Origin of the sequence: Oscillibacter sp. MSJ-31 (assembly GCF_018918025.1) — a bacterium.
Classification (GTDB): Bacteria; Bacillota; Clostridia; order Oscillospirales; family Oscillospiraceae; genus Hominicoprocola.
Genome location: NZ_JAHLPT010000021.1, coordinates 1 through 26,157, shown reverse-complemented (window position 1 = coordinate 26,157; position 26,157 = coordinate 1). Strand labels below are relative to the sequence as shown.

Here is a 26,157-nt window from a genome sequence, read left to right as displayed (position 1 = left end):
TTACTCCTTTTTCCCGGGAATTTGCAGCGTCATGCGGCAGCACAGGCGGTCGAGGTCCTCATCGGTCGCTGCGCCGATGCGCAGCTTCGCGCCGCAGTCCTCGCAGATGAGGTCGACGGCGGCGGGACGCACCTGCATACGGTAGCGCTCGCTGCCGCAGGCGCAGGTGATGCCGCGCGGGCGCGCGGCGATCTCCTTCAATTCGCTCAGCACCTCGTACATGATGACCGTGTCGGTGAAGGCCTCGGGCGCGTCGCCCTGCGCGGACTGCTTTTCCGCCGTGATCTGCAGCTGCTCGAGCGCACGCTTGACGGCGTACTCCTCCCCAATGAAGCAGCAAAGCTCGGAGGTCTCGGGGCAGGCGAGGCCGATGCCCTCGCCGTCGAGCAGCCGGTCCGCGCCGCACTCCGCCAGATGCTCGCCGCCGCACACGCCGCAGGGCACGCTGATGCGGAATTTTTCGCCGTCGAAGTCGATCTGCAGCTCGCTCTTGCCGCATTCGCACTGCACGATCGCGCCCGAGGCGGCAAGGGCGAAGCGGGAACGCTGCTGTATAACGGGCTTTCTGCACCTCGGGCACAGGTAGCCGATGGTGCGCATTTTTTCTTTCATATCGTATCCTCCCGGAAGAAGCTTATATTTGTCTTCATTATACATCGGCACAAGGAAAAAGCCAATCCTTTTTCTTTGCGCGGGGTACAGGACGGAACAGTGTCGTAAATGCTTTTGCGCACTACCGCAACATCGTGATAGTGCATAAACATAAAAGGAGAACTCCGAGGGCGCTTCGGTCAGTACGCCAAAGATTACCGAACGGGCAAAAATAGGGCTTGCATTTACAAAATGCTGTGCTATCATAGCATCACACTAAATCGAAACGTGGAGGAATCCAAACCATGAAAAAGCTCATCTCTCTTGCGCTCGCCCTCGTGCTGAGCCTGTCCCTCATCGCCTGCGGCGCCAAGCAGGACGATACCCCCCAGACCGGCGCCGACACGCCGGACACCACCCAGACCGCCGAAAAGCAGAAGCTCATCGTCGGCTTCGACGCCGAGTTCCCGCCGTTCGGCTTCATCGCCGCCGACGGCAGCTACGACGGCTTTGACCTTGCGATGGCCGAGGAGCTGTGCTCCCGCCTCGGCTGGGACTTCGAGGCCGTTCCCATCGTATGGGACAGCAAGGACGCCGAGCTCGCCGCCGGCACCATCAACTGCATCTGGAACGGCTTCACCTACACCGGACGCGAGAACGACTACACCTGGTCCGACCCCTACGTCGATAACTCCATCGTCATGGTCGTCAAGGCCGACAGCGGCATTTCCGCCCTCGCCGACCTTGCCGGCAAGAGCGTAATGGCGCAGGCCGCCTCCTCCGCCGTGGACGCTATCAACGCCAATGAGTCGCTCAAGTCCTCCCTCAAGGAGGTCGTGGAGCTGGCGGACTATAACACCGGCTTCATGGAGCTCAAGCAGGGCAGCGTGGACGCCATCGCCGCCGACCTCGGCGTTGCCAAGTTCCAGATCGCCAGCAATGAGGGCGACTATGTGATCCTGGATGAGCCCATCTCCACCGAGCAGTACGCCATCGGCTTCCTCAAGGGCAACACCGAGCTGCGCGACGCCGTGAACGCCGAGCTCCTCAAAATGGCCGAGGACGGCACGATGCTCTCCATCGCGGAGAAGTACGTCGATCAGGGCCTTGTGATCGACAGCCTCTGCCTCGTCAAGTAACATGACCGTTTCCGCCATGCTGACCCTGCTGGTGCAGGGCTTCGGGAAATCGCTGGAAATTTTTACCTTAACGCTGCTCGGCTCGCTGCCGCTCGGGCTTCTTGTGATGTTCGGCCGGCGCAGCCGCGTGGCCCCGCTGCGCTGGCTCGTGAAGCTGTTCATCTCCGTCATGCGCGGCACGCCCCTGATGCTCCAGCTCATGGTCGTCTACTACGGACCGTTCCTGCTCTTCGACTTCACGCCGCCGGGCAACTGGCGCTTCGGCGCGGTCATCGTCGGCTTCGTCATCAACTACGCGGCCTACTTCGCGGAGATCTACCGCGCGGGCTACGAGTCCATCCCGGTCGGGCAGTTCGAGGCGGCGCAGGTGCTCGGCTACACCGGCGCGCAGTCCTTCGGGCGCATCCTTCTTCCCCAGATGATCCGGCGCGTGCTGCCGCCCGTGACGAACGAGGTCATCACGCTCGTGAAGGACACCTCGCTCGCCTCCGTCATCGGCACGGTGGAGATGTTCACCCGCGCCAAGCAGATCGTCGCCTCGCCCAATACGCCCGGTATGCTGGCGCTCGCGGCGGCAGGACTCTTTTACTACGTCTTCAACTACATCGTCGCCTTTGCGATGGAGCGTGCGGAGCGCTCGCTCGCCTACTACCAGTGAGGGAGGGACCGGACATGAACGTATTGACCATGCAGGACGTCCGCAAGTCCTTCGGCTCGCTGGAGGTGCTCAAGGGCATTTCCCTCACCGTGGGCGAGGGCGAGGCCGTCTCGGTCATCGGCCCCAGCGGCAGCGGCAAATCGACGCTCCTGCGCTGCGCGACGCTGCTTGAAACGATGGACGGCGGCTTGCTCGCCTACGGGAACGACTTCGCCGCGACGATGGACGCGGAGGGAAAGAGCGTCTACGCGGACAAGGCTGCGCTGCGGCGGATCAAAAGCCGCTTCGGGCTGGTGTTCCAGCAGTTCAACCTTTTCCCGCATTACACGGTGCTCAAAAACGTGACGGACGCGCCGCTTACTGTGCAGAGGCGCGAGCGCGGCGAGGTGCGTGAGCTGGCGCTCTCCCTGCTCGAAAAGATGGGCCTTGCGGACAAGGCGGACGCCTATCCCTGCCAGCTCTCCGGCGGACAGCAGCAGCGCGTCGCCATCGCCCGCGCGCTGGCGCTGCGGCCCGACATCCTCTTTTTTGACGAGCCGACCAGCGCGCTCGACCCCGAGCTGACCGGCGAGGTGCTCAAGGTCATCCGTGATCTCGCGGAGGAAAAAATGACCATGGTCATCGTCACGCACGAGATGGCCTTTGCCCGCGCCGTGAGCGACCGCGTGATCTTCATGGACGGCGGCGTCATCGTCGAGCAGGGCGATCCCGAGCAGGTGCTCGGCGACCCGGCGCAGGAGCGCACGCGGCGCTTCCTGCGCAGCTATCAGACCTGAAATATTTGCCTCCTCTGCAAAGAGGGATGTGCCGGCACACACGGCGCATCCCTCTTTGTTTTACCTGAAATTCATAAAATTTCCCGGCCTTGGCATACTAAGACAAACTACAAGCACAAGGGGAAATGGTATGGAGACCAAACGGATCGGCGCACAGACGCTGCGCTTTTCACGTCCGCCGCGCGTGGAGAGCTTTGCCAACATCGGCGCGAAGCTGGAGGGACAGGGCCCGCTGGCGGACTATTTTGACGAGCTGAGCGAGGATTCCTTCTTCGGCGAAAAGACCTGGGAGAAGGGCGAAGCCTGTATGCAGAAGCGCGTGCTTTCCCGCGCACTGGAGAAGGCGACGCGCAGGCCGGAGGAGCTGGACCTCATCTTTGCCGGCGACCTTCTGAACCAGTGCATTGGCACCTCCTTCGCCCTGCGGGAGTTCGGCGTGCCGCTGTGCGGCGTGTACGGCGCGTGCTCGACGATGGGGGAGAGCCTGGCGCTTGCCGCCATGAGCATCGACGGCGGCTTTGCCCGCCGCGCTGCGGCGATGACCTCCTCGCACTTCTGCACCGCCGAGCGGCAGTACCGGATGCCCGTGCCCTACGGCTCGCAGCGCACGCCGACCGCCCAATGGACGGCCACGGCGGCGGGCTGCTGCATCCTGTCGAACGAGGGAAGGGGCCCTGCCGTTACGCACGCGGCCATCGGGAGGATCGTGGACCGCGGCATCACGGACGCGAACAACATGGGCGCAGCGATGGCGCCCGCGGCGTATGACACGCTCCGCGCGCTCTTTTCCGACACGCGGACCTCACCCGCGGACTACGATCTCATCGTCACCGGCGATCTCGGCCGGCTCGGGCACGAGGTCGTCACGGACCTCTTTACGCGCGACGGCGTGGACATGACGAAGAACTACAAGGACTGCGGGCTGCTGCTCTACGATCTGGAGCGGCAGGATATGCACATGGGCGGCAGCGGCTGCGGCTGCTCCGCCGCCGTGCTCAACGGCTATCTTCTGCGCGGGATGCGCGAGGGCAAGTGGAATAGGATCGTCTTCGCGCCGACGGGCGCGCTGCTCTCGCCGACCTCCACCATGCAGGGCGAGAGCATCCCGGGCGTGTGCCACGCCGTCATTCTGGAAAACATCGGGGAGGAAAGCTGATGGACTATCTCAACGCCTTTCTCTGCGGCGGCATCCTCTGCGCCGTGGGACAGATCCTCATTGACAAAACGCCGCTCACGCCGGCCCGTATCCTGACGGGCTACGTCGTCGCGGGCGTGCTGCTCACAGCCGTCGGCATCTACGAGCCCATCGTCGAATGGGGCGGCGCGGGCGCGACCGTGCCGCTCATGGGCTTTGGCTACTCGCTTGCGAGCGGCGTGAAGAAGGCCGTCGCGGAGCAGGGCTGGCTCGGCGTGATGACCGGCGGGCTCTCCGCCACTGCGGGCGGCATCGCCGCGGCGGTCTGCTTCGCGGTCGTGATGGCGCTGCTCTTCCGGCCCGGCGACAAGCGGTGACAAAAAAAGTGCCCGTTCCAAAAGGAACGGGCACACCGATGAATATCATCGGAAAATCAGATGAGGTTTTTCTCCGTCTCGGGGTCGAAGAGATGGATGAGCCGCGGCTCAAAGCTGAACCTCACCGCCGTGTGGCGGGCGTAGGCGTTGGGGTCGAGGTTCGCGGTCTGCACCACGGCCACCACGTCCTTGCCGTCGGCGGTCATGTGCAGATGCAGCTCGCTGCCCATCAGCTCGCTCACGTCGATCTGCGCGTCGATGCCCTTGTCGCCGACGGTGACGTGGACCGGACGCACGCCGACGGTCACGGTACGGCTCTCCGCGCCCGCCGCGGCGAGCTTCGCGTTCTGCTCCGCCGTCAGCGGCAGCGTGTGGCCCATGACGGTGACGGAGTAGGCGTCACCATTCTTGGTAAGCCGGCAGTCCTCGAAGAAGTTCATCTGCGGTGTGCCGATGAAGCCGGCGACGAACAGGTTCGCGGGGTGGTTGAACACCTCCTGTGGGGTGCCGATCTGCTGAATGAAGCCGTCGCGCATGATGACGATGCGGTCGCCGAGCGTCATGGCCTCGACCTGATCGTGCGTGACGTAGATAAAGGTCGTGTCGATCTTCTCGCGCAGCTTGATGATCTCCGCGCGCATCTGGTTGCGCAGCTTTGCGTCAAGGTTCGACAGCGGCTCGTCCATCAGGAACACCTTCGGGTCACGCACGATGGCGCGGCCGATGGCGACGCGCTGGCGCTGACCGCCGGAGAGCGCCTTGGGCTTGCGGTCGAGGTACTGGGTGATGTCCAGGATCTCCGCGGCCTCGCGCACCTTGCGGTCGATCTCGTCCTTGGGGACCTTCTTGAGCTTGAGCGAGAACGCCATGTTCTCATACACCGTCATGTGCGGGTAGAGCGCGTAGTTCTGGAAGACCATCGCGATGTCGCGGTCCTTGGGGGCCACGTCGTTCATCAGCTTGCCGTCGATGTACAGCTCGCCCGCGCTGATCTCCTCCAGACCCGCCACCATGCGCAGCGTGGTGGACTTGCCGCAGCCCGACGGGCCGACGAGGACGATGAACTCGCGGTCGGCAATGTCGAGGTTGAATTCCTGCACGGCGACCACGCCCTCGTCGGTGATCTGCAGGTTGTGCTTCTTCTCGCCGCTGTCCTTGCTCCTCTTTTTCGGCTCGCTGTTGGGGTAGACCTTCTTGATGTTTTTCAGAATGACCTCTGCCATATTCTCTGACCGCGGCTCTGCCGCCTCCGCGCGCAGGGCCTCGCGCCGCTCGGGCGCTTTACGGCAGGTCTCCACACTGCCGCACCGCCGGTCAGGGCGGGAACGATCCTTTCATGTTCCTCACGGCGGCTATTGGGTGGAGTAGCCGACGCGGGTGGTTTTGGATGGCTTTATCCTATCACAGCGCGAAAGCCGGTACAAGGCTTGCCGGCGTCCGCTGCGCCGATTTCGTGAAAAGAGACAGTTTCATGCCGTGATCTTTGTGCCGCATGACAGGAATGAAAGGAACAAAAACGGGAAAGAGCGTCGGCCCTTTCCCATTTTGCTGCCGTTATTTTTCCTGCGGGAAGCGGACGGTGATCTCCGTGCCCTTGCCGACCTCGCTTTTGAGCGCGATCGTGCCATGGTGGTACGCCACGGCGTGCTTGACGATGGACAGTCCCAGACCCGTGCCGCCGCTCGCCTTGGAGTGGCTCTTGTCCACGCGGTAGAAGCGCTCGAAGATGCGGCTTTGATGCTCCGGCGGGATGCCGATGCCCGTGTCGCACACGGTGAGACAGGCGCTGCCGCCCTCGGCGCCGACGCGCACATCCACGCTGCCGCCGTCCACGTTGTACTTGATCGCGTTGTCGCAGAGGTTGTAAGCGATCTCATAGAGGAGCCGCCGCACGCCGGTGACCGGAGCGTTCTCGCCCGAGACGGTGACGGTCACGCCCTTTGCCTCCGCCGCGGCGCGGAGATTTTCCGCGGCCTCCTGCGCGAGCGGGAGAAGGTCGACCGTTTCGGTCGGCAGCTCGCCGCCCTCGTCGAGCTCGGAGAGGCGGATGATGTCGCCGATGAGCGTCACGAGACGCTGCGCCTCGGCGCGGATGTGACCGACGAAGCGGGGCATATCCTCCGGCTTGACCATGCCGTTCTCCAGCAGCTCGGCGCTGCCGATGATGCCCTGAAGCGGCGTTTTCAGCTCGTGCGAGACGTTCGCCGTGAACTCGCGGCGGCTGCGCTCGGCGAAGGCCTGCGCGGTCATGTCGAAGGCCAGCAGCACCGCGCCGACCACCTTGCCATCGGACTCGATGCGGCTGAGGTCGAACTGGTACTCGCGCCCGCCGCGCTCGGCGCGGACCTCGCTGTGCCCGTCGGTCATCGCCGTGCGGAGCGCGAGGCTCATGGAGTGCTCACGGTCCACGGTCAGGAAATCCTGCCCGACGCACGCGCCCGTCACGCCGAAGAGCGTCTGCGCGGCGGGATTGATGTTCAGCACCGCGCCCTTTTCGTCGAGCAGCACGAGCCCCTCGTTCATGCCGGTGGTGATCTGTGTGAATTCGTCCGTTTTCTGCCGCAGCTCGGCGAGCTGGGCGTCGATCTGTCTGCGCTGGCGGTCGATGCGCCGCAGGAGCGGAGAGAGCTCCTCATAGGCGTCGTTTTCCAGCGGATGCTCGAGGTCGAGCGCGTTGAGCGGCTCGACGATGCGCTTGGCCAGACGGCTCGCGAGCAGGCTCGAGAGCACGAGCAGCACGATCACGACGAGCAGAATGGGCTGGAACGCTCCGAGCAGCAGCGCGCCCATCGTGGCGCGGCTGGCGGACAGGCGCAGCACGGTGCCGTCCGTGAGACGGCTCGCGCTGTAAACGGTCTTTTGCAGCAGCGTCGCGCTGTAGCGGCTCGAGCTGCCCGTGCCGGTCTCCAGCGCCTCGCGGACCTCCTCGCGCTCAAGATGGTTCTCCATCTGCGCGGCGTCTGCCTGCGTGTCGTAGAGCACCGTGCCGTCGGAGGCGATCCAGGTGACGCGGAAGCGGTCGGACTTGATTTTCTCCAGATAGGTCGAGCCGTTGGTCTCCACGGCTGCCGCAGCGATGCGCAGCTCGTCGCCGAGCTGGTGCTCCTGCATCCCCTCATAGAAGCTGTAGAAGCAGCCCATGACGAGCAGCAGGCTGCACGCGAGCACCGCGACGCCGACGGTGAGGATGGAGCGGAAGATCTTTTTGGTCAATTCTTCTCCGCCTCCCATCGGTAGCCCACGCCGCGCACGGTCTCAATGTGCTCGCCGTTTTCGCCGAGCTTCTGGCGCAGGGTGCGGATGTGCATATCCACCGTGCGCGTCTCGCCGCAGTAGTCCACGTCCCAGACCTTTTCCATCAGCTGATCCCGCGTGAAGGCCATGCCGGGGTGGGAGAGGAAGAGCCGCAGCAGCTCAAATTCCTTGTACGTCAGCTCCACGCGCGCGCCCTCCACCGTGACGGTGTGCTCGGCGGGATCGAGCGTGAGCATGCCGCTGCGCAGAAGCGCCTGCGCCGTTTTCGGACGGCTGCGGCGCAGCACCGCCTTGACGCAGGAGACGAACTCCATCACGCCGAAGGGCTTCGTGAGGTAGTAGTCCGCGCCGAGGTCGAGCCCCTGGATCTTATCGTACTCCGCGCCCTTGGCGGTCGCCATCACGATGGGGAGTTCGGCAAAGCGCGCGCTCGCCCGCAGCCGGCGCAGCAGCTCGATGCCGTCCGTGCCGGGGAGCATCACGTCGAGCACGACCAGCTCGGGCGGCGTTTCCTTTTGCAGGGCGTCCCAGAACGTGTCGCCGTCGGCGAAGCCCCGGGCCTCAAAGCCGGTGGATGTGAGCGCGTACACCTCAATGTCACGGATGCTCGCGTCGTCCTCCACGCACCAGATCATCCTTATTCCCCCTTGTGAACGCCGGTGACGGAGAAAATGACCCACTCGGCGATGTTCGTCGCGTGGTCTCCGATGCGTTCAAAATATTTTGCGATCATCAGCAGGTCGAGCGCGTATTCGCCGTCCGCGGGGTCCTGCGCGATCTTGCCGATCAGACGCTCCTTGACCTGTGTGAAATAGCCGTCCACGGTGTCATCCTCCGCGATGACCTGCTCCGCTAACATTGTATCACATTTTACATACGCGTCAACGCTTTCCGTCACCATGCGGATGGCGGCCTTCGCCATCTCGCGCAGGAGGTCATTGTCCTCGGCCTGATGGCCGTGGAGAAAGCTGATGATCTCGGCGATGTCCTCGGCCTGATCGCCGATGCGCTCCATGTCCGTAATCATCTTGAGCGCCGCGGAGATCTGGCGCAGGTCGCGCGCGACCGGCTGCTGCTGAAGCAGCAGCTTGAGACAGAGGTTTTCGATGTCGCGCTCCTTCCGGTCGATCTCGCTGTCGAGCGGCGCGACCCTCGCGGCAAGACTCTTGTCGTTTTCGGTCAGCGCACGGCTGGCGAGCGCGATGACCTCCTCGCACAGCGCACCCATTTCGATCATTTCGTGATTGAGCTGCGAGAGCTGCTCGTCAAATTTGTTTCGCATCAGCCGAACCTCCCCGTGATGTAGTCCTCCGTCCGCTTGTCGGCGGGCGTGGAAAAGACCTGCTCCGTCTTGCCGAACTCCACCAGCTCGCCGAGCAGGAAGAAGGCGGTGTTGTCCGAAATGCGCGCCGCCTGCTGCATATTGTGCGTCACCATGACGACGGTGTAGCGGTCCTTGAGCTCGCACGCGAGGTCTTCGATCTTTGACGTCGAGATGGGGTCGAGCGCGCTCGTGGACTCGTCCATGAGCAGCACCTCCGGCTCGACGGCAAGCGCGCGGGCGATGCAGAGCCTCTGCTGCTGTCCGCCGGAAAGGCCGAGCGCGCTCTTTTTGAGCCTGTCCTTCACCTCGTCCCAGATGGCGGCGGAGCGCAGCGAGCGCTCCACGATCTCGTCGAGCTTCGCGCGATTGCGCACGCCGTGCGTGCGGGGACCGTAGGCGATGTTGTCGTAAATGCTCATGGGGAAGGGGTTGGCCTTCTGAAAGACCATGCCGATGCGGCTGCGCAGCCAGGTCACATCGACGCTCGGCGCGTAGATGTTCTCGCCGTTGAAGTCCACCTCGCCGGTGATCTTCACATTGGGAATGAGGTCGTTCATGCGGTCAAGCGTGCGCAGGAAGGTCGATTTGCCGCAGCCGGACGGCCCGATGAACGCCGTGATCTCGTGCGCGGGAATGGCGACGGAAATATCCTTGAGCGCGTGGTTCGGCCCGTACCAGAGGTTCAGACCCCTGGCTTCGATGATGGGAGCGTCAGACATTTTACTGTGTCCCTCCGTTCTTTTTGAGCTTGCGGCCGGTGAGCGCCGCGGTGAGATTGATGACGAGCGTGAGCAGCATCAGCACGCTTGCGATGGAAAAAGCGACGTCCGTGCGCCCGCGGTCGTTGGCGTAGACATAGAGCGCGACCGTCAGCGTGGCGGAGGACGAGTGCAGCGCGGTGAGAAAATCGTTGAGCACCAGCCCGAAGCCGGCGGTGTAGAGCAGCGCCGCGCTTTCGCCCACGATGCGCCCGACCGCCAGAATGCAGCCGGTCACGATGCCGTCTACGGCGTTGGGCAGCACAACGGTGCGCACCATACGCCACTTGCCTGCGCCGAGCGCCAGCGCACCCTCGCGGTAGGACTGCGGCACGGTCTTCAGGCTCTCCTGCGTCGTGCGCACGATGGTGGGCAGGATCATCACGACGAGCGTCAGGCTGCCTGCGAGCACGCCCGCCTGCAGATCCATTTTCTGCACGAAAAAGAGCATACCGACGAGGCCGAAGATGATGGACGGGATGCCGGTGAGCGTCTCAGTCGCAAATTCAATGAGCTCTACGACCCTGCGGTTTGCGGCGTACTCCGTGAGATAGATGGCGGCGCCCACGCCGAGCGGCAGGACGATGGCCATGGCAAAGAGAATGATGTAGAGCGTATTGAGGATGTTCGGCAGGATGCCGATGGTGTCCTTGATGTAGCTGCTTGTGCCGGAGAGGAAATCCCGCGTTACGCCGGGGAAGCCGCGATAAAAGATATAGCCGATGAGAAACACCAGCAGGGCACAGGTGAGCAACGCACTCAGCCACACGAGAGAGCGCATGGCAAGATCATAGGCGCGGCGGCGCGGAGAAAGGTTCCGTTCCATGTCAGTCCCCCTTCCGCTTCTTGATGAAGAGGTTCAGCACCACATTGATGAGCATGATGAACAGAAACAGCACCAGCGCGATGGAGTAGAGCGCCTGCTGATACAGGCTGCCGACAGCGGCATAGGCCATGCCGGAGACGATGCCGGTGGTGAGGAAGCGAACGGGGGTAAAGAGTCCGGGCATATTGGAGACGTTGCCCGCCACCATGATGATCGCCATGGCTTCGCCAATGGCACGCCCCACGCCGAGCACCACAGCCGTCACCACGCCACTGCGCGCGGCGGGCAGAACAACGCGGAAGCTCGTCTCCATCTCCGTCGCGCCGAGCGCGAGCGAGGCCTCCTCATGCTCGTGCGGCACAGCACGTAGCGCCGTTTCCGACACGTTGATGATGGACGGCAGGATCATGATGGCCAGCACGATGACGGCGGCGAGCAGGCACGCGCCCGAGCTGAGGTCAAAGGTCCGCTGGATGGCGGGTACGAGCACGATCATGCCGACCAGACCGTAGACCACCGAGGGGATGCCCGCGAGCAGCTGCACCGCCGTGCGGATGACTGCCGCAAGCCTTGGCGGAGCGACGCGGGCGAGGAACACGGCGGTCAGAAGTCCCACCGGCACGCCGATGAGAATGGCGCCCGCCGTGCCGTAGATGCTCGTAAGAATGAAGGCGAGGATGCCGTACTGCGCGCCGGTGGTGGTGTTCGTCGGGTCCCAGACCTTGCCCAGCAGGAATTGAAACAGGCCAATCTCGCGGATGGCGGGAATACCCGAGAGGATCAGGTGCACGCTGATGAACAGTACAAACGCAACGGCGACCACGCCGCAGAGCAGGAAAATGAGGTGGATGAGGTTTTCCAGCATCTTGCGCACGCCGCTGTGACGCGGCCGGGCGGCGGAGGGCTTTGCGCCCTCTGCCGCCGGAGAGATGTATGCAGCCGCCATGGCGCTTACTTTGCGACCGGCACCGCGCCGGCGGCCTTGATGAGGTCGTTCGCGGCGGTGGAGGTGGCGTAGTCAAAGAAGGCCTGCGCGGCGGTGGAGAGGGGAGCGTCGGTCTTCGTCACGAGGACGAAGGGACGCTGGATGGCGTAGCTGCCGTCGAGGACGGTCTCCTCGGTGCAGGCGACGCCGCCGACCGTCACAGCCTTGACGGTGTCCTTGCCCTCGACTGCGGAGAGGGAGGCATAGCCGATGGCATTGGCGTTGCCCGCGACCGCCTCGATGACGCCGCCGGTGGAGGTCAGCTCCTGATCGAGCTTGCAGGCATCCTTGGTGCCGGTGATGGATTCGAAGCCGTCGCGCGTGCCGCTGCCGGCCTCACGGCCGATGCAGGAGATCTTGCCCGCTTCGCCGCCGACCTCGCTCCAGTCGGTGATCTCACCGGTGAAGATCTTTGCGATCTGCTCGACGGAGAGATCCTCGACCTTGCTGCCCGCATTGACGATGACGGCGATGCCGTCGAGGGCGACAACGGTCTCGGTCAGGCCGCCGGCCTTCTCCTCGTCCTTGAGGGCACGGGAGGCAAGACCGATGTCCGCGCTGCCGTTGCTGGCGGCCTCAATGCCGGCGCCGGAGCCGGTGGGATCGTAGGTGACGCTCACGCCGCTGTTGTCGGCCATGAACTGCTCGCTCAGCGCGCCGATGACCTTTTCCATCGAGGTCGAGCCGTTGGTCGAGACGCTGCCGCTGAGCTTTTCCTCAGTCTGCTGCTGCGGCTGGTCGTTGTTGGTGCTGTCGGGGGCAGCGGTCTTGTTGCCGCAGCCCGCGAGCAGCGAGAGGCTCATCACAGCGGTGAGCACAAATGCAAGTGTCTTTTTCATCTTTCATTCCTCATTTCACATGTTGATTTTGGACTTTCTTCGTTCCACAACGCAAAGCATAACGGAGCGCTGTAAAATGCAAAAGCCGGGTCATGTAAAATCGAGGTAAAATCAGCGGCGCGGCGCAAAAGAAGAAAATTCTTCAAAAATCTCCCGCTCTCACTCTTGACAGCGCGCGGAAAAATCCTTATAACAGCTGTGTTGCACATCCGGATGTAGCGCAGTTGGTAGCGCGCATGGTTCGGGAGCGGCCCAATTTCAAATTCCTTAGAATCCTTAAGTTTTGGCTTATGGATTCTTTTTTTTGCACGCTTAGTTTCTTGAAAAAAACAAAGGAGCTATGCGCGCATGAAAAAGATTAGATTAAGCACGGTTTCACAGGTTTATGAAGCATTTCTGCACTCAAGAAAGGCTCTTGGTGCAAAAGAGGTCACACTGAGGACTTACCGCACAAGTTTTTTAGCGGTATGCAAATATGCCGATATATCTGAGCTTCCGATGGAGGAGCTTTCGCATCTGGACTGCTACGATCTGCACCCCGGCGTGACCGACGATGAAATGCTGGGGCGCATCTATGTGGAGGCCATGGAAATGCTGGATGTGCCGGATAATGTGCTGCCCTACTTCGATTTTGAAGCCTACGGGCGGGATATGCGGATCAACGAGGGCGGCCATTTCGCCCCCACGGGCTATCTGACCCGCAGCGGCGACTTCAAGGAGGTTTATCACGGGATCGAGGACATTCCTGCCGAATACCGCATTTTTGCGTATCCCAAATTGAATATCCGGGAGCAGATGGCGGCCTACAAGGAGATCATAGACCGTTCATCCTTGGAGGGCGAGCGCCTGCACCCGAGAAAGGAGCATTCACTATAACTGCATCGGTGCCTTTGATGCGCCGGATCGCCGGAAGATTCCGGAGGCCGACATTATCATGGAAACGAGAAAAGGCGTAGCACTCAGCTACGCCCCCGCACAGATTGCCATATAGAATTGAGCATAAAAAATGCGGAGTATCATCAAAAGAACTTTTCAGATCCTTTAATGATACTCCGCATGGTCCGAGTGGCGGGATTTGAACCCACGGCCTCATGGTCCCGAACCATGCGCGCTACCAACTGCGCTACACCCGGATGTGCAACACGGCTATTATAAGGATTTTTCCGCGCGCTGTCAAGAGCCCACCCATAGTTTTTTTCTTTTTTGCATCCTTAGTTCCTTAGTTTTGAGTATAGACTGACTTCCAGCTATTGTCAATGTATACTATAGATTGCTCGCCTAATTTCGTTTGTTGTCTCCCTGTATATTTTACGTTTGTTTTATAATACAAAATGTATTTGATATTTTCCTATTCGTCAATAACGGAATGAGCATCACAAATTTTATTCTTAAAATTAGATATGAATTTTGATTATCTTTTTAGAAGTTCTTATATGCCGGTATAGCCCGTATTTACAGGCTTTTCCGGCATTTTTCGTATCAGAAGAAACTCACATATATTTTTATATCCGCTTAGGTTTTTGCTTTCAAAAGTAGTAAAGAAGTAGTAAAACCTTGATTTACTACTAAGCTGCTATCCGCAGCATTTCAGCTTTTGCGCTATCAAAAGTAGAGTGTGCGTAATAGTTCAGCGTCATAGTAATGTTGGAATGTCCCATAATGTACTGTAATGCTTTTGGGTTCATTCCGGCATTTGCCATACAGCGGTCTGATTATCCGCCGCGAGCAGGGTTTGGGCAAGCCTGCCCTCATCACGCTGAATTACCCAGCGGACGCCAAACTGATCGTCAAGGAAGAAGTGCCCGATGCGCAGACTTGAGACCGTGTGCAGTGTGCAAACCGTCTACATACGCATTGGAAATCACGCATAGATTGAAGCGGCAAATGCTCTGGAAAGGAGGGCAGCGATGGAAGTATTTCTGATTTTTCCTAAGTCACAGCAGGCAAAGCAGGAGCTGGCACAGGAGCTGGCAAAGTTTCAGTCCGAGCAGGTGCTGAAAAATGTCCAGAAGCTGCCCTGTTCCACGGAGCAGAAGCTGGAACTGGTGGACGCAGCGTCAAAGCACCTGAAGGCGCAGAAATGATACATACGCAAACGTGCAGACCGGCATTGAACGCCGGTCTGCACGTTTTGCATATGCTTATTGCTGAGTTTGACCCTACAAGGGTCATATAGAGCTACGCGATTGCTTCAAGCTCCCGCTGAGCGCAAGGTCAGTCACGCTGATAGATCGCCTCCATCCGCTTTCTGGATTCCTCCAGTGTGTAGGCGGGCGCACCGGAAAGCCGGGCGGCCTCTGCTGCCTCCAGCTTTGCGCGCAGCTTCAAGGTTTCCTCACGCTGTTCAGCTTCTTTATGCGCCAGATCAGAGATCATGCCGTAGTTGTTGCGCAACGCGGTTGAAGATTTAATAATCATGTGTCAGCGTCGCCTGAATGATTCTGTAATAATTCTATCGGACTTATTTGCAGCTTTCAAGGCTCTGCTTGAAATATTTCTCCCACGTGGATTTGAATATCTGCTCGCGGTTTTGTTCCCACTGCTTGAGACTGCTAAGGCTGACTCCCAGCTTGTCCGCATATTCTCTCTGCGTCAGTCCCAGTTTCATTCGAATTGTCTTGATCTTCGCTCCCTGGTCATTTCTCAGAAAGAGATTGTAGTCATCCAGAAATCTTTCAACCGGGGCATCAAAAAGCTGTGCAATTTTCTCCATGTGCTCTGGCGGATAGAGGTCTTTGCCGTATTCTTCATAGTGGACATAGGTGCTCCGGTCTATCCCGGCGTAGTCTGCAACGTCTCTCTGCCGCAGTCCTTTCTGATATCGAAGCCAGCGGAGCTTGTCCGCCGTTTCGCTAATTTCTGAGAAGTCCGAGAACTGAAGATTGAACTTTTCTGCATCCTGAAACTTGTGCGGCAGTATCACCGGAAATTGAAGAATTTGCAGCGGGGCTACTTTTACTGAACCTGATATATTGGAAATCAGAATGAAGCAGCGGACTTCTACTTGCGCTAGCAGACGCCATTTTGCATCAAAAGGAGTCTGTTCCGCTACTTCAAACGCCGATTGTTCCGCTATGCTAGCATAGCATTCTCTACGCAGCGGGCGGCGTAGGTCGCAAGGCGCGCGCCCTTCTCGGGCTTGAAGGTCGAAATGCCCTTGATGAGCCCGATGGTGCCGATGGAGATGAGATCGTCCTGCTCCTCGGACTGGGTGTAGTATTTCTTTAACGTGTGGTTCAAAGGCACAAGGAGCTTTTCTCTGCCCCATATCTTCCCTAAATATTAATCCAAAAGATAGTGAAGAAACCCTGTCTGGTAATATGCGGATCGACAGCTATAATCGTCACTTGGGTATATTGTATAACACACATATTCTGTTGCCTACATAAGCAAATGGAGCATACATCATGTATGCTCCATTTGCTTATGTAGGAAGAGGTGGTGAATCTAATGCCATTGAGTTTTCCCTATTACTACGGTCGCGCCAGTGAACAATACGCTTTCTTTCGCATTCCAAAACTGCTAATCACCGATAGTCGGTTTGATGGCGTTTCCTCTGATGCAAAGCTATTGTATGGACTGCTGCTTGATCGCATGGAGTTGTCCTATCGGAACGGTTGGGTTGACGACCAAAATCGTGTCTTTATCATTTTTACGGTAGAAGAAGTCATGGAAACCTTGCGCTGTCGCTCTGAAAAGGCGGTGCGCCTATTCGCAGAATTGGACAGCGAGAAAGGTATTGGTTTGATTGAACGAAAGCGGCAAGGACTTGGAAAACTGGCTATCATTTATGTGAAAGACTTTGCTGGCGATATATCCTGAACAAATCGAAAGTCCAGACTTTCGATTTTCGAAAATCATAGATGTGGCCGGAGTCTGCGCTTCTGTGACTTTCGATTTTCGAAAGTCTTGATTTTCGGTTTTCGAATCCGCATCGGGAAAGAGCTTCAACTCTGCGGCGAGGAGGATGATGCAAACGAGATCATCACCCGCAGGGACGCTGCCATGCTCCTTCACGCAATCCTGACCAGAGCCTTCGCCGTGACAGCCCCGGCAGCTCCGGTGACGTTAGTGAACGCGGCAGGCGTCAACATCAATGACTACCTGCTGGCGCTGCGGCAGGTGCCGGAGCCGGTGCTTGCCGCCTTCAACGCCGCCGGCTGGGCATATTGCATCGACTTCGACTACATGGGCGGCCTCAGCAAGAAACTGAACATGAGCCGCATTGGAGCCACCGACTACAGCCAGAAAACCATCTACATCTCGGAAGCCAGTGCGGCGCTCCATGAATTCGGACATTATCTGGATTGGACGCTGGGAATCCCTACGGAGCATGAGCAGCTATATCTGGCGGAGGCGCAGAACTCCGGGCTGCGGGATTACGCCAAAACCAACGCCAGGGAATACTTCGCAGACAGCTTTGACTACTGGATCGCATACAGCGGCAGCGAAAAACGCATGGAAACCTTTCGGAATGCCGCACCGCAGACCTGGGCCTACTTTGAGGCACTGGAGAAAAACAACTGGAGCGGCTGACATCTGAAGCCGCCCCCGTCAGGCTCAACGCTTGACAGGGGCGGCTTGTTTCTTGTTCAGTTTTGTGCTTCTCGCTCCTGACGCAGAAGCGCGATGCAGATCTTGAGCTGATAGGCTTTGTGGATGTCCAGCTTTCTGTAAATGTTTTTGCGGTGTGTGGCGATGGTGCTCTCCGAGCAGTTTCTTTGTTCGGAAAGCTCGCGGGGGCTGCTGCCATCGGCCAGGGCGTCCAAAATCTCCCGTTCCGTCGGCGTCAGCATATCATAGCCGACCAGGAACATCTCATAGGTCGCCGGATCAATTTCAGATTTTCGGGAGTAGGCCAGCCGCTGGGCGTCGGCCTGGGCCGCTTCAAACTGCCCTTGCAGCGCCTCATTCTTATCCAAAAGCTGCACGGCCTGCTCCTGCACGGTCTGCTTTTCTTGCTCCAGCGTGGTGATGATCTTCTCATGTTCCCGATCCTGCGCCTGCAGTGTGGCGGAGATCGGTTCAAAATCAGCAAACGCCATCTGCTCGCCGCCGCGGTCCTCGTCCCGCAGCCGCTCCAGATCCCGATGCACCGGAGCAAGATACCGGCGCGCCAGATACAGACAGCAAACGATGGCGCAGAACAGCAGCAGCGCCGAAAGCAACACCGTCTGCATAATATTTTTGGCTACAGCGAGATTGTAATCCTCCTTCGGGATCAGCACCGCCAGCGTGTGGGGCGCTCCATCGCCCTTTGCCGTGGAAAGATTTTCTACCATGCCGACAAAGGAAAAACCGTCGCCGTTCAAGGATACAAGACCGTCGCTCATGGGTTTAACGGTGAGTGTTTCCGGAGGAACATAGCAGAAGCCTTCCTCCGTATAGGTCATCAGGGCCGCTCCCGCATCCAAGGTATCACCGCTCTCCGTGGTCAGCAGGCAGGCGAGGCGGCTGAGGTTGGAGGGCTGGTCATAGCACGCGGAAAAGTAGGACTGATTGATGGAGAAGCCGCACATTCCATAGACCGTGCCGTCTGCCCCGATCATGGGGATCGTCAGCAGGATTGCCTTTTCCGAGGTCCCCGGCAGCGTGAGCGGGTCTGTGGTGCGGCGGGAATCGGCAATCGGGGCGGCAGCCTGTACGGTATGCTCCGCGTAATTGGGGAACTGCGCAATATGAAACTCCTGCGCCCACTTCCGGTGCGGCATGACATTGTGCGCTTTGCCCACGCTGGCGATGCCCCGGAACAGCAGTAGGTTATTGGTCACACGCCCCGCGTTTGCCCTTTGCACATAGAGGCCGCTGCGGGCGTCTGGCGTATCCCCGTCGCTCATGGAGCTCTCCAAAACGACGAACGCGCCGGAGCAGTCCGCCTGCCGGACGTACTGGCTCAGCGGCTCCAGCATAGCGTCCTCTACCGCTTTGGTCGCCTCCACATTCCCGTCCAACTCCTCAAAGGAGATGCCCTGCTGCTGCAGCGTGTCCTCCAGCAGCGCGGTCATATCCTCGGAAAGAAGGATGCTCATAACGGAGACATTGTGCCACAGGGATTCCATATCGTTCTGAAAGATCTCCATTTGGAGATCCAGCGCCTTTTTAATCTCGGCCTTGGGACTGCTCAACCGGCCAAACAGGGTGAGTCCCGCATAAAGCGCCGCAACCAGCAGCACCGCCAGCACGATCATGTAGCCGATGAGCTTATGCCGCATGGAGCGCCGCGCGTTTTTCAGATAGGATGATACCTGCATGAGGCCTTCACCTGCCTTGATGGAAAGTTACGGAAAAGTGATTTACTGGATGGAGCGGAACAGCGCCCATGTCTCCTCCGCCAGCGCCTCCACATCCTCACCGGCAGCGGCCCGCCAGGGCAGCTCCTGCTGCATTTGCCGCAGGTCGTCATACAGGGTATGGACTTTGGGATAGTAGTCCGTGAAGCGCACTTCGGCCAGCGGGGTATAGGTTTCCTGCATGGTCTTGAGGGCGGCGTAGAGATTGGCATAGCCCTGATCGGCAAATTCTACTTCATCGATGGAATCGAAGGCCCCGTTCCGCACGGGCATATAGCCAGTGGAGGTCACAAAGTCCAGATTGCGCTGTTTCTCCGTCAGCCAATGGGCGAACAGGCTGGCAGCCTCCGCCTTCTGTTCGGTGGTCTTATAGGCGCACAGGCCCACGCCCGCCTGCGTCATCAACGGCTCCGCCCCCGCTGTCATGGGCAGGGGGACCACCTGCAGGTCCATCGGCTCGCTGCGGCCGTCCTCATAGGTGACGGTATCATTATAATAAAGGATCGCCGCGGAGGAGCCAAGGCCGGACAGAACCTCGCCGGTCATCACCTGCGTATTGGAATAGAGGTCGGACACCACGATATGCCCCTGCGCCAGCGCACGGGCAAACTGCATCCAGCTCTCCTTGAAAACGGCGTTGTCAAAATCGTACCAGCCGTCTTCCGTGTAAAAATCCTCTGCCCCATGCTCCAGCGCGTTCAGCTCCACGGCGCGGATGGGATAGTCCATGGCGCAGAAGGGTTCCGTGCCGTTCGTCCAGTCATAGAACCGCCCGGCAGCGTCATAGAATCCCTCCCAGGTGGAGAGATCGTCATAGGTCACGCCGGTGGCGGCGGAAAAGCGGGCAAAGCCCGTGCCGTTGAGCATGAGCAGCTGCGTGGATTTGGACAGGGGAAATACAAGCAGCCTGCCATCATCTGCTTTACCGTCCGCCAGGAAGCCGGACACAAACTCGCTCTGCTCCTGCTCCGTGAACCAGTCATTCCAGTCCAGCAGATTATCCTCGCCCAGGGCGATGGCGTCCACGATGTGGCAGGTAAAGAGGTCCGGCATCTCCTGCGCGGAATCCCTCTGCGTCTCTAACAGAAAGCCGCCGATCTTCGCGGCGCTGCTCAGTTCCGTCACCTTGACGCGGACGCCCTTCTCCTTCCCCTCGGTGCGGTTGAATTCCTCCACCAGCGTGTCCATCGGGGAACCGGCTTGCTCGCCGTATACGTGCCACATCGTCAGCTCCACCGGCTCCTTGGCCGAGAGAAGGGACTTGTTTCCGCAGCCCGTCAGGGCAAATACCATGATAACTGCCATGAGAATGGCGTAACCTTGTTTTTTCACCGCTATGTCCTCCACATACAAACACTTGTCCGCGAAAACGTTGTTTTCCGGCGATTTTTGAAAATTTTTTTCCGTCCGTCTACCCTAAATCGAGGTTTTAGGGTATGACAAGATTTTAAATCTATGGTACAAAACAGGCAGACGGGGAGGCGAGATCGCCGTTCGGCCCCGTCAAATGAACAGAGAATCGCGAAAGGGGTACCCCTTTCGGTTGGAGCGAAGCTCCAACCGAAAGATCGCTCGACGCTCTATATCCTGTCGAGCCGACCGCCTCGTTAGGCATTGTAGCATATTCTACGACAGATTTACAAGACGAAATGAAAAAAAGAAAGGAGGAATACGGATGGAGCAGGCGAAGAAAACGGCAGCCTTTCGTGTCGTCACCGACTCGGGAGGCAGCAGAGTCTTCCGTTTTTACTGCGACATCTCCGGTGAGCTGTGCTGCGTGACCAAGCCTGTTCAGGCGGACACGGAGGAAGCGGCGCTGGAGATCGCGTGGGAACAGGAGGGCAAGTGGGAGTTCAACCTCTGCCCCAAATGCGGGAAGTATGTGTCCTCCGCTATGTTCAATGTCAACGCGGGATTGTGTCTGGACTGCGCGCCATGGGAGGACGAGTACCCCTCGTTCTGTCATCACTGCGGCGTCCGCCTCCAGGAACCGGACGCCTGCTTCTGCCCCATCTGTGGAGCAAGATTGCAGGTGGGCGGCACAGACGGAAAGGAGGGAGCCGCCGAATGACAAACTATGACCTGAGAACCCGGAAAGCCCTGCGGCAGGTGACGCTGCTGGAGTATGGCTGCGGGCCGGAGACGCTGCGGCGGCGCAAGATCTGCCCCAGCTGCGGCAAGGCCAACAGCGCCGACCGGACGGACTGCACCGACTGCGGCGCGGCGCTGCCGGAAAAGACCCTCTATGACTTCTACCTCTCCCGCCACCGCTGCTGCCCCGGCTGCGGCGTGGCCGTCACCAACGTGGCGCGGTACTGCCCCGAATGCGGGACGCGCTTGCCGAAGGCAGGCGTGACGCGGAGAAAGGGGGCGGCGGTATGAGCCTCTTCCGGAGACGGGAGCCGCCCCTGCTGCTGAAAGCGGCGGTGTGCTTCAATTCGCCCGCCATGACCCGCTATGCTGTGGACTGGCTGGGGAAGCTGGGGGATTGCAAGCCTATGGCCATTCTCTCAGACGATTATGCCGATGTGGTGTGGCAGTGCGTAGCTGAACAGGCGGACCTTCTGCTGCTGGAGACCGACTTCACCGAGGGCGTGGAGGACAAGGACATCTCCGCCCGCTGCGACATCGCCATCGAGGTGCGGCGGCTGCGGCCGGAGTGCCGGGTCTACCTGGTGTGTGCGGCGGGCCATCCGGAGAAGCTGCCCGCCTTAGACAAGGCCGTGGAGCTGAAGCTCATCCACGGATATTTTATCGGCGACCTGACCGCCCGGCAGATGCGGGCGTGGATCGCAGAAACTTCAGAAGCGATGGGGCGGCAGGAACGCCGCCAGAGGGATTTGAGAAAGGGGGAACAACCATGAAGCAAACAATCAATAAACGCCTGACACTCTGGCTTTTGACCCTTGTATTGGCGGTGGCCGCCCTGCCGGCGCTGACCGCGCCCGCCCAGGCGGCGGAAAAAACGCCGGTGGATGTGGTCTTTGGCAGCGAGACCGTCAAAGGCGAAAAGGAAACGCCATACACCACCACCTTTGTATGCCCTGAAGCTCACCGAGAAGAACGGCAAGTACACCTTCACCATGCCTACGGGCAAGGTCACAGTCAAGGGCAGCTTCGTTGAAGAGGCTCCGGTGCAGATTTTCAAGGATGTTCCCGTGGACGCTTACTACTATGAAGCGGTCAAGTGGGCGGCAGAGAAGGGCATCACGGGCGGCGTCGGCAACGGCCTGTTCGCTCCCAACCAGCCCTGCACCCGTGCGCAGATCGTCACCTTCCTGTGGCGTGCTGCCGGTTCTCCCGCTCCCAAGCACATGAGCAGCTTCGCGGATGTTCCCGCTGACGCCTTCTATGCCAAGGCAGTTGCGTGGGCCGTGGAGAATGGCATCACCGGCGGCACCGGCGACGGTAAGTTCAGCCCCGACGCTACCTGCACCCGTGCGCAGGCGGTGACCTTCCTCTATCGTGCCTCCGGCAGCCCCGCAGTCGGCGGCGGCTGTGCGTTCGGTGATGTGGCGGCAACTGCCTACTACGCTGATGCAGTTGCATGGGCGGAGAATAACAAGATCACCAGCGGCATCGGCGGCGGTCTGTTCGGCTCCGACAACGACTGCACGAGAGCCCAGATCGTCACCTTCCTCTATCGCAGTGTGAAGTGATCCTCCGGACATAACGCGCAAGCAAAGCACAGAAAGGCGCGGCGGCCATGCCGCCGCGCCTTTTCCCAAAGATCGAAAACGGGCGGGCGGAACCCTTTCCCACTGAGCGAGGAGGCATATCCATGAAAAAACGAATCTTCCTTTTGGCGGCGCTGGCCGCCGGCCTTGTGCTGTGCCTCGCCGCTTGCGGGGAAACCAACGGAGACCCCGTCACCGTCACCCTCTGGCATGTTTACGGAGGTGAGGTGAACTCACCCATGAACGCGCTGGTGGATGAGTTCAACCGCACCGTCGGGCAGGAGCAGGGCATCCGAGTGCGGGTGGACAGCGTCAGCAACAGCGGCGTTATCCACGAGAGCGTGCTGGCCGCCGCCTACAAGGACCCCGGAGCGCCCGAGCTGCCGGACCTGTTCGTGTCTTACCCAAAGACCGTGCTGGCGCTGCCGGATGAGGACATTCTGGCGGACTACCGGGACTATTTTACCGACGAAGAGCTGGAGCGCTACCTCCCTGAATTTGTTGAGGAAGGAACGATCCATGACCGGCTGGTCATTCTGCCGCTGGCAAAATCCACGGAGATCCTCTTTGTGAACAAAACGGCCTTTGACCGTTTCGCCGCCGAAACCGGCGCAAGCCTGGACGAACTGGCCACCTGGGAGGGGCTGTACGCCATGGCGGAGCGGTATGCGGACTGGTCGGGCGGCAAGTGCTTCTTCGTTCACGACTACCACTTCAACTATTTCCAGGTGGGGGTGGAATCGCTGGGCGAGGACTTTTTCGACAAAAACGGAATTGCCTTCGGCCCCAAATTCGCCTACGCATGGGAGCCTTACGCCAGAGCTGCGCTGACCGGCGGGCTTTGGCTGGGCAGCGGCTATGCCACCGAGCCGCTGCGCACCGGCGACGCGATCGCGTCCGTCGCCTCGTCCGCCAGCGTGCTGTACTATTCCGATGTGGTGACCTATGAGGACAACCGCACCGAGCAGGTGGAGATCGTCTCGCTGCCCTGCCCCATCTTTGAGGACGGAGAAAAGCTGGTCATGCAGCGGGGCGTGGGAGTCTGCACGGTAAAGTCCACGCCGGAGCGGGAAAAGGCCTGCATGACCTTCCTGAAGTGGCTGACCGAGCCGGAGCGGAACGTGGACTTCGTTACATCTCTTGGATACATGCCGGTGACGAAGGAGGGCTTTGACCGCTACCTGCCTGCCGCCATCGAGACGCTGAGCGATCCCATGTATGTTTCGCTCTATGAAGCCTTTCTGAAAACGCGGCAGGACTACACGTTCTATGTGCCGCCCCAGCGGGAGGATTATCTCAATCTTGAGACCCACTTTGAAAAGACGGTGCGTCTGCGCCTGGCGGCCGGGCGGGCCCAGTACCTGGAGCAGGGCGCGGACGCGCTGGAGCCGCTGCTTCGTACCGTGCGGGAGGAGCTCCAAAAAAGCTATGGCAAGTGACAAAAACGGGAAGGGAGGGAGCTCCGTGCTGCTTTTGAGCGGGCGTCTGTCCAAAACTGACAGTTCAGCGGGCAACCGCAGCATTGGCGGCAGTCTGGTGCTGTACTGGCTCTGCATGGTGCTGGCGATGCTGGCTGCCGCGCTGCTTCTGCTGAGCGTGACGGGGGTCCTCTCCCGTACAGCACGCCAATTTGGAGAGACGGCGGCTTTGCAGCAGAGCAACACCGCCGCACTTTTTACTGCCCAGATGGACGCCCTCGCTGCGCAGGGCATTGAGCTTTCCGAAACGGTCGGCGGAGAGCTGGAGAGCTTTCTTGCCCACCGCGGTCTCTCCTTTGACGCGCTGAATGACGATCCGGCGCTTATCGCAGAGCTGGAATCCCTGATGATCCCCGCTCTGGAAACCACCATGGCGGGCAGCACCTGCAGCGGCGTATATTTCTGTCTGGATGCCACAGCCAATACAACGCTGCCGGAATCCAAAACCTCCCGCATGGGGGTGTATCTCCGCTATTCCGGTCTGCGCTCTGCCCATCCCAGCGGCATCACAGCCTATTTCCGGGGAACGGTGGATGCTGCCCGGAAAAACGGCCTGCAGCTGCACAACCGCTGGAATCCGGAGCTGGACACGTCCCTGCTCCCCGGCTACCGGCAGGTCATGGCGTGGGAGGGCGAGCGGCTCTCCGGCGGCTGCCTCTGGACGGGGCGGGTGCCGCTGCCGGATACCTGGGAGAGCGTGACACTGCTGTGTGTTCCCGTGCGGGATGGGAGCGGAACGGTGCGGGGCGTCTGCGGCATGGAGCTCAGCGAGCTCTACTTCGGCCTGTCCCACAGCACGGTCCCCAGCTCCTACGGCAGCTTTCTGATGCTGCTGGCTCCCATGAACGGGGATACCCTCCTTCTGGATAAGGCCATGCTGGGCAGCACAGAGGGGACGGACCTGTCGGCCTCCGGCGAGATGAGGATCCAAAGCGGCCGGGACTACGATACCTTTATCTGGAACGATATGACCTATCTCGGAAAGTACCAGATCATCCCCGGACGGCTGGCGGATGGCTATCCGCTGGCGGCGGTGACGCTGATACCGGAGAGCGGCTACCGCCACCGTGCCCAGACCGCCCGTATCGGCTGGATCCTTGGCTCCCTGGGCTTCCTTGCGGGGATGCTGGTGCTGGCCGCCGCCCTTTCCCGCCGCTTTGCCACGCCCATTGCCCAGGGCTTTGCGGCGGCCAGAAGCCAGGCGCAGGACTGGCAGCCTACGGGGATCCGGGAGATCGACGAGCTGACGGCCTACTTCCACAGCCGTCTGCGGGAAAGCCAGCCCGAGGCCGCCCTGCCCCGGCAGGTAGAAAGCCTTGTGTCCGAGCTGATCGACCGGGCAAAGGGGCTGACCGGTACGGAGCGCGTGATCCTGCGCTACTATGCCGAGGGCTATGCGGTCAAGGACATCTCCGGCCTGCTGTTCATCAGCGTGGGGACGGTGAAGGGTCACAACAGCCACATCTACAGCAAGCTGGGAGTGGATTCCTACGACAGCCTGAAAGCTTATCTGGATATTCTCCGGCGCTGTGAGCGGCTGGAGGAGCTGCTGCAGGGCGGCGGTAAATGATCGTACCGATGAAAAAGGCTGCCGGTTGGCAGCCTTTTTCATATCAATAACGGACAGGGGGTGTTTTTCCCGTGCCGCAGAGCCTGTCCAAAGGGCGAACATCTCTATCAAAAGACGGAGGACGGAAAAACCGTCCTCTGTCTTTTCCTTGTTGAAAATATCCAGCATATACCGATGGTTTTTGTGCGTTCCGTCTATGACTGAGTCCTGCTTTTGCGGGTTTTGCCCCAAAACAGGACTCAGGCCTATATTTTTTCCCTGCGAAAATTGGTAGAGATAGAGTCAACAGAGCCGCAATCGGGAGAACTGCCGGAGAGGAGGGACTACACATGAAGCAGATCATAAAGGAGGCGATGGGAGATTGCTCTACCATAGGGGAGTTTCGATTTCTCCTTCGCTGTCAGGAGTGCGGCAGAACATGGCACAGCAGCCCCGTCCACTTTTCCAAGGCCGGCACGAAGCCGGAGACAGAGGGGATG

Annotated in this window: 30 protein-coding genes, 1 tRNA gene and 2 pseudogenes; 17 read left to right on the top strand and 16 right to left on the bottom strand. The window is 59.9% G+C overall.

The annotated features are described in order from the left end of the window. Positions 1-612 carry a hypothetical protein gene (locus KQI17_RS11260; protein ID WP_216496321.1) on the bottom strand — a complete coding sequence of 204 codons (612 nt, stop codon included), beginning with the start codon at positions 610-612 and terminating at the stop codon, positions 1-3. Between the two features lie 284 nt (positions 613-896). Here KQI17_RS11260 and KQI17_RS11255 point away from each other — a divergent pair, with 284 nt between their 5' ends. The 5 genes from KQI17_RS11255 (at position 897) to spoVAE (ending at position 4,676) form a co-directional block, all read left to right on the top strand. After that, a complete protein-coding gene (locus KQI17_RS11255; protein WP_216496320.1) occupies positions 897-1,730 on the top strand; it encodes a transporter substrate-binding domain-containing protein in 834 nt (277 codons plus the stop codon). Between the two features lies 1 nt (position 1,731). Further along, the gene (locus KQI17_RS11250) at positions 1,732-2,388 is read left to right on the top strand and encodes an amino acid ABC transporter permease (protein WP_216496319.1); all 657 of its coding nucleotides are present in this window, start codon (positions 1,732-1,734) and stop codon (positions 2,386-2,388) included. A 14-nt stretch (positions 2,389-2,402) separates the two neighbouring features. After that, the gene (locus tag KQI17_RS11245; protein ID WP_216496318.1) at positions 2,403-3,164 is read left to right on the top strand and encodes an amino acid ABC transporter ATP-binding protein; all 762 of its coding nucleotides are present in this window, start codon (positions 2,403-2,405) and stop codon (positions 3,162-3,164) included. Positions 3,165-3,294: 130 nt separating this feature from the next. After that, positions 3,295-4,320 carry a stage V sporulation protein AD gene (spoVAD, locus tag KQI17_RS11240; protein ID WP_216496317.1) on the top strand — a complete coding sequence of 342 codons (1,026 nt, stop codon included), beginning with the start codon at positions 3,295-3,297 and terminating at the stop codon, positions 4,318-4,320. Then, complete coding sequence (gene spoVAE, locus KQI17_RS11235; protein WP_216496316.1) at positions 4,320-4,676, top strand: stage V sporulation protein AE; 357 nt, start codon at positions 4,320-4,322, stop codon at positions 4,674-4,676. The genes spoVAD and spoVAE overlap by 1 nt, the downstream gene beginning before the upstream one ends. A 56-nt stretch (positions 4,677-4,732) precedes the next feature. Here the strand turns inward: spoVAE and KQI17_RS11230 are convergent, their stop codons facing one another. The 8 genes from KQI17_RS11230 to KQI17_RS11195 all read right to left on the bottom strand — a co-directional run bounded on the left by KQI17_RS11230 (position 4,733) and on the right by KQI17_RS11195 (position 12,663). Next, positions 4,733-5,899: an ABC transporter ATP-binding protein gene (locus tag KQI17_RS11230; RefSeq protein WP_216496335.1), complete on the bottom strand. Its 1,167-nt coding sequence runs from the start codon at positions 5,897-5,899 to the stop codon at positions 4,733-4,735. A 331-nt stretch (positions 5,900-6,230) separates the two neighbouring features. Next, complete coding sequence (locus KQI17_RS11225; protein ID WP_216496315.1) at positions 6,231-7,889, bottom strand: ATP-binding protein; 1,659 nt, start codon at positions 7,887-7,889, stop codon at positions 6,231-6,233. Further along, positions 7,886-8,566 (bottom strand): response regulator transcription factor, encoded by a 681-nt coding sequence (locus KQI17_RS11220; protein ID WP_216496314.1) that lies wholly within the window; start codon positions 8,564-8,566, stop codon positions 7,886-7,888. Before KQI17_RS11220 ends, KQI17_RS11225 begins: the two co-directional genes overlap by 4 nt. A gap of 2 nt (positions 8,567-8,568) precedes the next feature. Further along, on the bottom strand, positions 8,569-9,213 hold the full coding sequence (phoU, locus tag KQI17_RS11215) for a phosphate signaling complex protein PhoU (protein ID WP_216496313.1): 645 nt from the start codon (positions 9,211-9,213) through the stop codon (positions 8,569-8,571). Beyond that, positions 9,213-9,974, bottom strand: a complete 762-nt coding sequence (pstB, locus tag KQI17_RS11210; protein WP_216496312.1) for a phosphate ABC transporter ATP-binding protein PstB — start codon at positions 9,972-9,974, stop codon at positions 9,213-9,215. The genes phoU and pstB overlap by 1 nt, the downstream gene beginning before the upstream one ends. 1 nt (position 9,975) lies before the next feature. Continuing rightward, positions 9,976-10,839: a phosphate ABC transporter permease PstA gene (gene pstA / locus KQI17_RS11205; RefSeq protein WP_216496311.1), complete on the bottom strand. Its 864-nt coding sequence runs from the start codon at positions 10,837-10,839 to the stop codon at positions 9,976-9,978. A gap of 1 nt (position 10,840) precedes the next feature. Next, the gene (pstC, locus tag KQI17_RS11200) at positions 10,841-11,704 is read right to left on the bottom strand and encodes a phosphate ABC transporter permease subunit PstC (protein WP_253285807.1); all 864 of its coding nucleotides are present in this window, start codon (positions 11,702-11,704) and stop codon (positions 10,841-10,843) included. Between the two features lie 86 nt (positions 11,705-11,790). Continuing rightward, on the bottom strand, positions 11,791-12,663 hold the full coding sequence (locus KQI17_RS11195; protein WP_216496309.1) for a phosphate ABC transporter substrate-binding protein: 873 nt from the start codon (positions 12,661-12,663) through the stop codon (positions 11,791-11,793). Between the two features lie 498 nt (positions 12,664-13,161). On the opposite strand from KQI17_RS11195, the gene KQI17_RS11190 reads away from it, so the two are divergent. After that, positions 13,162-13,539, top strand: coding sequence for an antirestriction protein ArdA (locus tag KQI17_RS11190; RefSeq protein ID WP_253285802.1), 378 nt, complete (start codon positions 13,162-13,164; stop codon positions 13,537-13,539). A 181-nt stretch (positions 13,540-13,720) separates the two neighbouring features. Here the strand turns inward: KQI17_RS11190 and KQI17_RS11185 are convergent. After that, a tRNA-Pro gene (locus KQI17_RS11185) sits at positions 13,721-13,796 on the bottom strand. Positions 13,797-14,228: 432 nt separating this feature from the next. Next, positions 14,229-14,360: pseudogene (locus KQI17_RS11180) on the bottom strand (tyrosine-type recombinase/integrase); the annotation flags it as partial. Between KQI17_RS11180 and KQI17_RS11175 the strand changes: the two are divergent. Next, positions 14,333-14,482 carry a hypothetical protein gene (locus KQI17_RS11175; protein ID WP_216496337.1) on the top strand — a complete coding sequence of 50 codons (150 nt, stop codon included), beginning with the start codon at positions 14,333-14,335 and terminating at the stop codon, positions 14,480-14,482. The pseudogene KQI17_RS11180 and the gene KQI17_RS11175 overlap by 28 nt on opposite strands. A gap of 88 nt (positions 14,483-14,570) precedes the next feature. Further along, the gene (locus KQI17_RS11170) at positions 14,571-14,747 is read left to right on the top strand and encodes a hypothetical protein (RefSeq protein ID WP_216496307.1); all 177 of its coding nucleotides are present in this window, start codon (positions 14,571-14,573) and stop codon (positions 14,745-14,747) included. 130 nt (positions 14,748-14,877) lie between these two features. On the opposite strand, the gene KQI17_RS11165 is transcribed toward KQI17_RS11170, so the two are convergent. From KQI17_RS11165 to KQI17_RS11155, 3 genes and pseudogenes are all read right to left on the bottom strand, one after another. Continuing rightward, positions 14,878-15,081, bottom strand: coding sequence for a type II toxin-antitoxin system Phd/YefM family antitoxin (locus tag KQI17_RS11165; RefSeq protein ID WP_216496306.1), 204 nt, complete (start codon positions 15,079-15,081; stop codon positions 14,878-14,880). 43 nt (positions 15,082-15,124) lie between these two features. Beyond that, positions 15,125-15,586 (bottom strand): helix-turn-helix domain-containing protein, encoded by a 462-nt coding sequence (locus KQI17_RS11160; protein WP_216496305.1) that lies wholly within the window; start codon positions 15,584-15,586, stop codon positions 15,125-15,127. Between the two features lie 155 nt (positions 15,587-15,741). Continuing rightward, positions 15,742-15,903: pseudogene (locus tag KQI17_RS11155) on the bottom strand (sigma factor); the annotation flags it as partial. A 210-nt stretch (positions 15,904-16,113) separates the two neighbouring features. On the opposite strand from KQI17_RS11155, the gene KQI17_RS11150 reads away from it, so the two are divergent. Continuing rightward, complete coding sequence (locus KQI17_RS11150; protein WP_216496303.1) at positions 16,114-16,485, top strand: replication initiator protein A; 372 nt, start codon at positions 16,114-16,116, stop codon at positions 16,483-16,485. An 87-nt stretch (positions 16,486-16,572) separates the two neighbouring features. Continuing rightward, positions 16,573-17,199, top strand: a complete 627-nt coding sequence (locus tag KQI17_RS11145) for a hypothetical protein (protein ID WP_216496302.1) — start codon at positions 16,573-16,575, stop codon at positions 17,197-17,199. Positions 17,200-17,255: 56 nt separating this feature from the next. On the opposite strand, the gene KQI17_RS11140 is transcribed toward KQI17_RS11145, so the two are convergent. Both KQI17_RS11140 and KQI17_RS11135 read right to left on the bottom strand, forming a co-directional pair. After that, on the bottom strand, positions 17,256-18,914 hold the full coding sequence (locus KQI17_RS11140; RefSeq protein ID WP_216496301.1) for a helix-turn-helix transcriptional regulator: 1,659 nt from the start codon (positions 18,912-18,914) through the stop codon (positions 17,256-17,258). Positions 18,915-18,956: 42 nt separating this feature from the next. Beyond that, positions 18,957-20,285, bottom strand: a complete 1,329-nt coding sequence (locus KQI17_RS11135; protein ID WP_216496300.1) for an ABC transporter substrate-binding protein — start codon at positions 20,283-20,285, stop codon at positions 18,957-18,959. A 343-nt stretch (positions 20,286-20,628) separates the two neighbouring features. On the opposite strand from KQI17_RS11135, the gene KQI17_RS11130 reads away from it, so the two are divergent. The 7 genes from KQI17_RS11130 (at position 20,629) to KQI17_RS11100 (ending at position 25,678) form a co-directional block, all read left to right on the top strand. Next, the gene (locus KQI17_RS11130; protein WP_216496299.1) at positions 20,629-21,024 is read left to right on the top strand and encodes a hypothetical protein; all 396 of its coding nucleotides are present in this window, start codon (positions 20,629-20,631) and stop codon (positions 21,022-21,024) included. Next, positions 21,021-21,335 (top strand): zinc ribbon domain-containing protein, encoded by a 315-nt coding sequence (locus KQI17_RS11125; protein WP_216496298.1) that lies wholly within the window; start codon positions 21,021-21,023, stop codon positions 21,333-21,335. The genes KQI17_RS11130 and KQI17_RS11125 overlap by 4 nt, the downstream gene beginning before the upstream one ends. Further along, positions 21,332-21,817, top strand: coding sequence for a hypothetical protein (locus KQI17_RS11120; protein WP_216496297.1), 486 nt, complete (start codon positions 21,332-21,334; stop codon positions 21,815-21,817). Before KQI17_RS11125 ends, KQI17_RS11120 begins: the two co-directional genes overlap by 4 nt. Further along, the gene (locus tag KQI17_RS11115; protein ID WP_216496296.1) at positions 21,814-22,077 is read left to right on the top strand and encodes a hypothetical protein; all 264 of its coding nucleotides are present in this window, start codon (positions 21,814-21,816) and stop codon (positions 22,075-22,077) included. The genes KQI17_RS11120 and KQI17_RS11115 overlap by 4 nt, the downstream gene beginning before the upstream one ends. Further along, positions 21,989-22,612 carry an S-layer homology domain-containing protein gene (locus KQI17_RS11110; protein ID WP_216496295.1) on the top strand — a complete coding sequence of 208 codons (624 nt, stop codon included), beginning with the start codon at positions 21,989-21,991 and terminating at the stop codon, positions 22,610-22,612. Before KQI17_RS11115 ends, KQI17_RS11110 begins: the two co-directional genes overlap by 89 nt. Positions 22,613-22,734: 122 nt before the next feature. Next, positions 22,735-24,069, top strand: coding sequence for an ABC transporter substrate-binding protein (locus KQI17_RS11105; RefSeq protein WP_216496294.1), 1,335 nt, complete (start codon positions 22,735-22,737; stop codon positions 24,067-24,069). Next, complete coding sequence (locus KQI17_RS11100; protein ID WP_216496293.1) at positions 24,059-25,678, top strand: LuxR C-terminal-related transcriptional regulator; 1,620 nt, start codon at positions 24,059-24,061, stop codon at positions 25,676-25,678. The genes KQI17_RS11105 and KQI17_RS11100 overlap by 11 nt, the downstream gene beginning before the upstream one ends. The last annotated feature ends 479 nt before the right edge of the window (positions 25,679-26,157 follow it).

Coding starts and splice junctions, on each gene's coding strand:
- KQI17_RS11100 (WP_216496293.1), top strand. CDS start 24,059: ATGGCAAGTGACAAAAACGGGAAGGGAGGGAGCTCCGTGCTGCTTTTG.
- pstA (WP_216496311.1), bottom strand. CDS start 10,839: ATGGAACGGAACCTTTCTCCGCGCCGCCGCGCCTATGATCTTGCCATG.
- KQI17_RS11120 (WP_216496297.1), top strand. CDS start 21,332: ATGAGCCTCTTCCGGAGACGGGAGCCGCCCCTGCTGCTGAAAGCGGCG.
- KQI17_RS11165 (WP_216496306.1), bottom strand. CDS start 15,081: ATGATTATTAAATCTTCAACCGCGTTGCGCAACAACTACGGCATGATC.
- KQI17_RS11175 (WP_216496337.1), top strand. CDS start 14,333: ATGCTTTTGGGTTCATTCCGGCATTTGCCATACAGCGGTCTGATTATC.
- KQI17_RS11230 (WP_216496335.1), bottom strand. CDS start 5,899: ATGGCAGAGGTCATTCTGAAAAACATCAAGAAGGTCTACCCCAACAGC.
- KQI17_RS11260 (WP_216496321.1), bottom strand. CDS start 612: ATGAAAGAAAAAATGCGCACCATCGGCTACCTGTGCCCGAGGTGCAGA.
- KQI17_RS11125 (WP_216496298.1), top strand. CDS start 21,021: ATGACAAACTATGACCTGAGAACCCGGAAAGCCCTGCGGCAGGTGACG.
- KQI17_RS11130 (WP_216496299.1), top strand. CDS start 20,629: ATGGAGCAGGCGAAGAAAACGGCAGCCTTTCGTGTCGTCACCGACTCG.
- pstC (WP_253285807.1), bottom strand. CDS start 11,704: ATGCTGGAAAACCTCATCCACCTCATTTTCCTGCTCTGCGGCGTGGTC.
- KQI17_RS11150 (WP_216496303.1), top strand. CDS start 16,114: ATGCCATTGAGTTTTCCCTATTACTACGGTCGCGCCAGTGAACAATAC.
- spoVAE (WP_216496316.1), top strand. CDS start 4,320: ATGGACTATCTCAACGCCTTTCTCTGCGGCGGCATCCTCTGCGCCGTG.
- KQI17_RS11255 (WP_216496320.1), top strand. CDS start 897: ATGAAAAAGCTCATCTCTCTTGCGCTCGCCCTCGTGCTGAGCCTGTCC.
- KQI17_RS11170 (WP_216496307.1), top strand. CDS start 14,571: ATGGAAGTATTTCTGATTTTTCCTAAGTCACAGCAGGCAAAGCAGGAG.
- pstB (WP_216496312.1), bottom strand. CDS start 9,974: ATGTCTGACGCTCCCATCATCGAAGCCAGGGGTCTGAACCTCTGGTAC.
- KQI17_RS11220 (WP_216496314.1), bottom strand. CDS start 8,566: ATGATCTGGTGCGTGGAGGACGACGCGAGCATCCGTGACATTGAGGTG.
- KQI17_RS11115 (WP_216496296.1), top strand. CDS start 21,814: ATGAAGCAAACAATCAATAAACGCCTGACACTCTGGCTTTTGACCCTT.
- KQI17_RS11105 (WP_216496294.1), top strand. CDS start 22,735: ATGAAAAAACGAATCTTCCTTTTGGCGGCGCTGGCCGCCGGCCTTGTG.
- spoVAD (WP_216496317.1), top strand. CDS start 3,295: ATGGAGACCAAACGGATCGGCGCACAGACGCTGCGCTTTTCACGTCCG.
- KQI17_RS11140 (WP_216496301.1), bottom strand. CDS start 18,914: ATGCAGGTATCATCCTATCTGAAAAACGCGCGGCGCTCCATGCGGCAT.
- KQI17_RS11190 (WP_253285802.1), top strand. CDS start 13,162: ATGGAGGAGCTTTCGCATCTGGACTGCTACGATCTGCACCCCGGCGTG.
- KQI17_RS11195 (WP_216496309.1), bottom strand. CDS start 12,663: ATGAAAAAGACACTTGCATTTGTGCTCACCGCTGTGATGAGCCTCTCG.
- KQI17_RS11245 (WP_216496318.1), top strand. CDS start 2,403: ATGAACGTATTGACCATGCAGGACGTCCGCAAGTCCTTCGGCTCGCTG.
- phoU (WP_216496313.1), bottom strand. CDS start 9,213: ATGCGAAACAAATTTGACGAGCAGCTCTCGCAGCTCAATCACGAAATG.
- KQI17_RS11250 (WP_216496319.1), top strand. CDS start 1,732: ATGACCGTTTCCGCCATGCTGACCCTGCTGGTGCAGGGCTTCGGGAAA.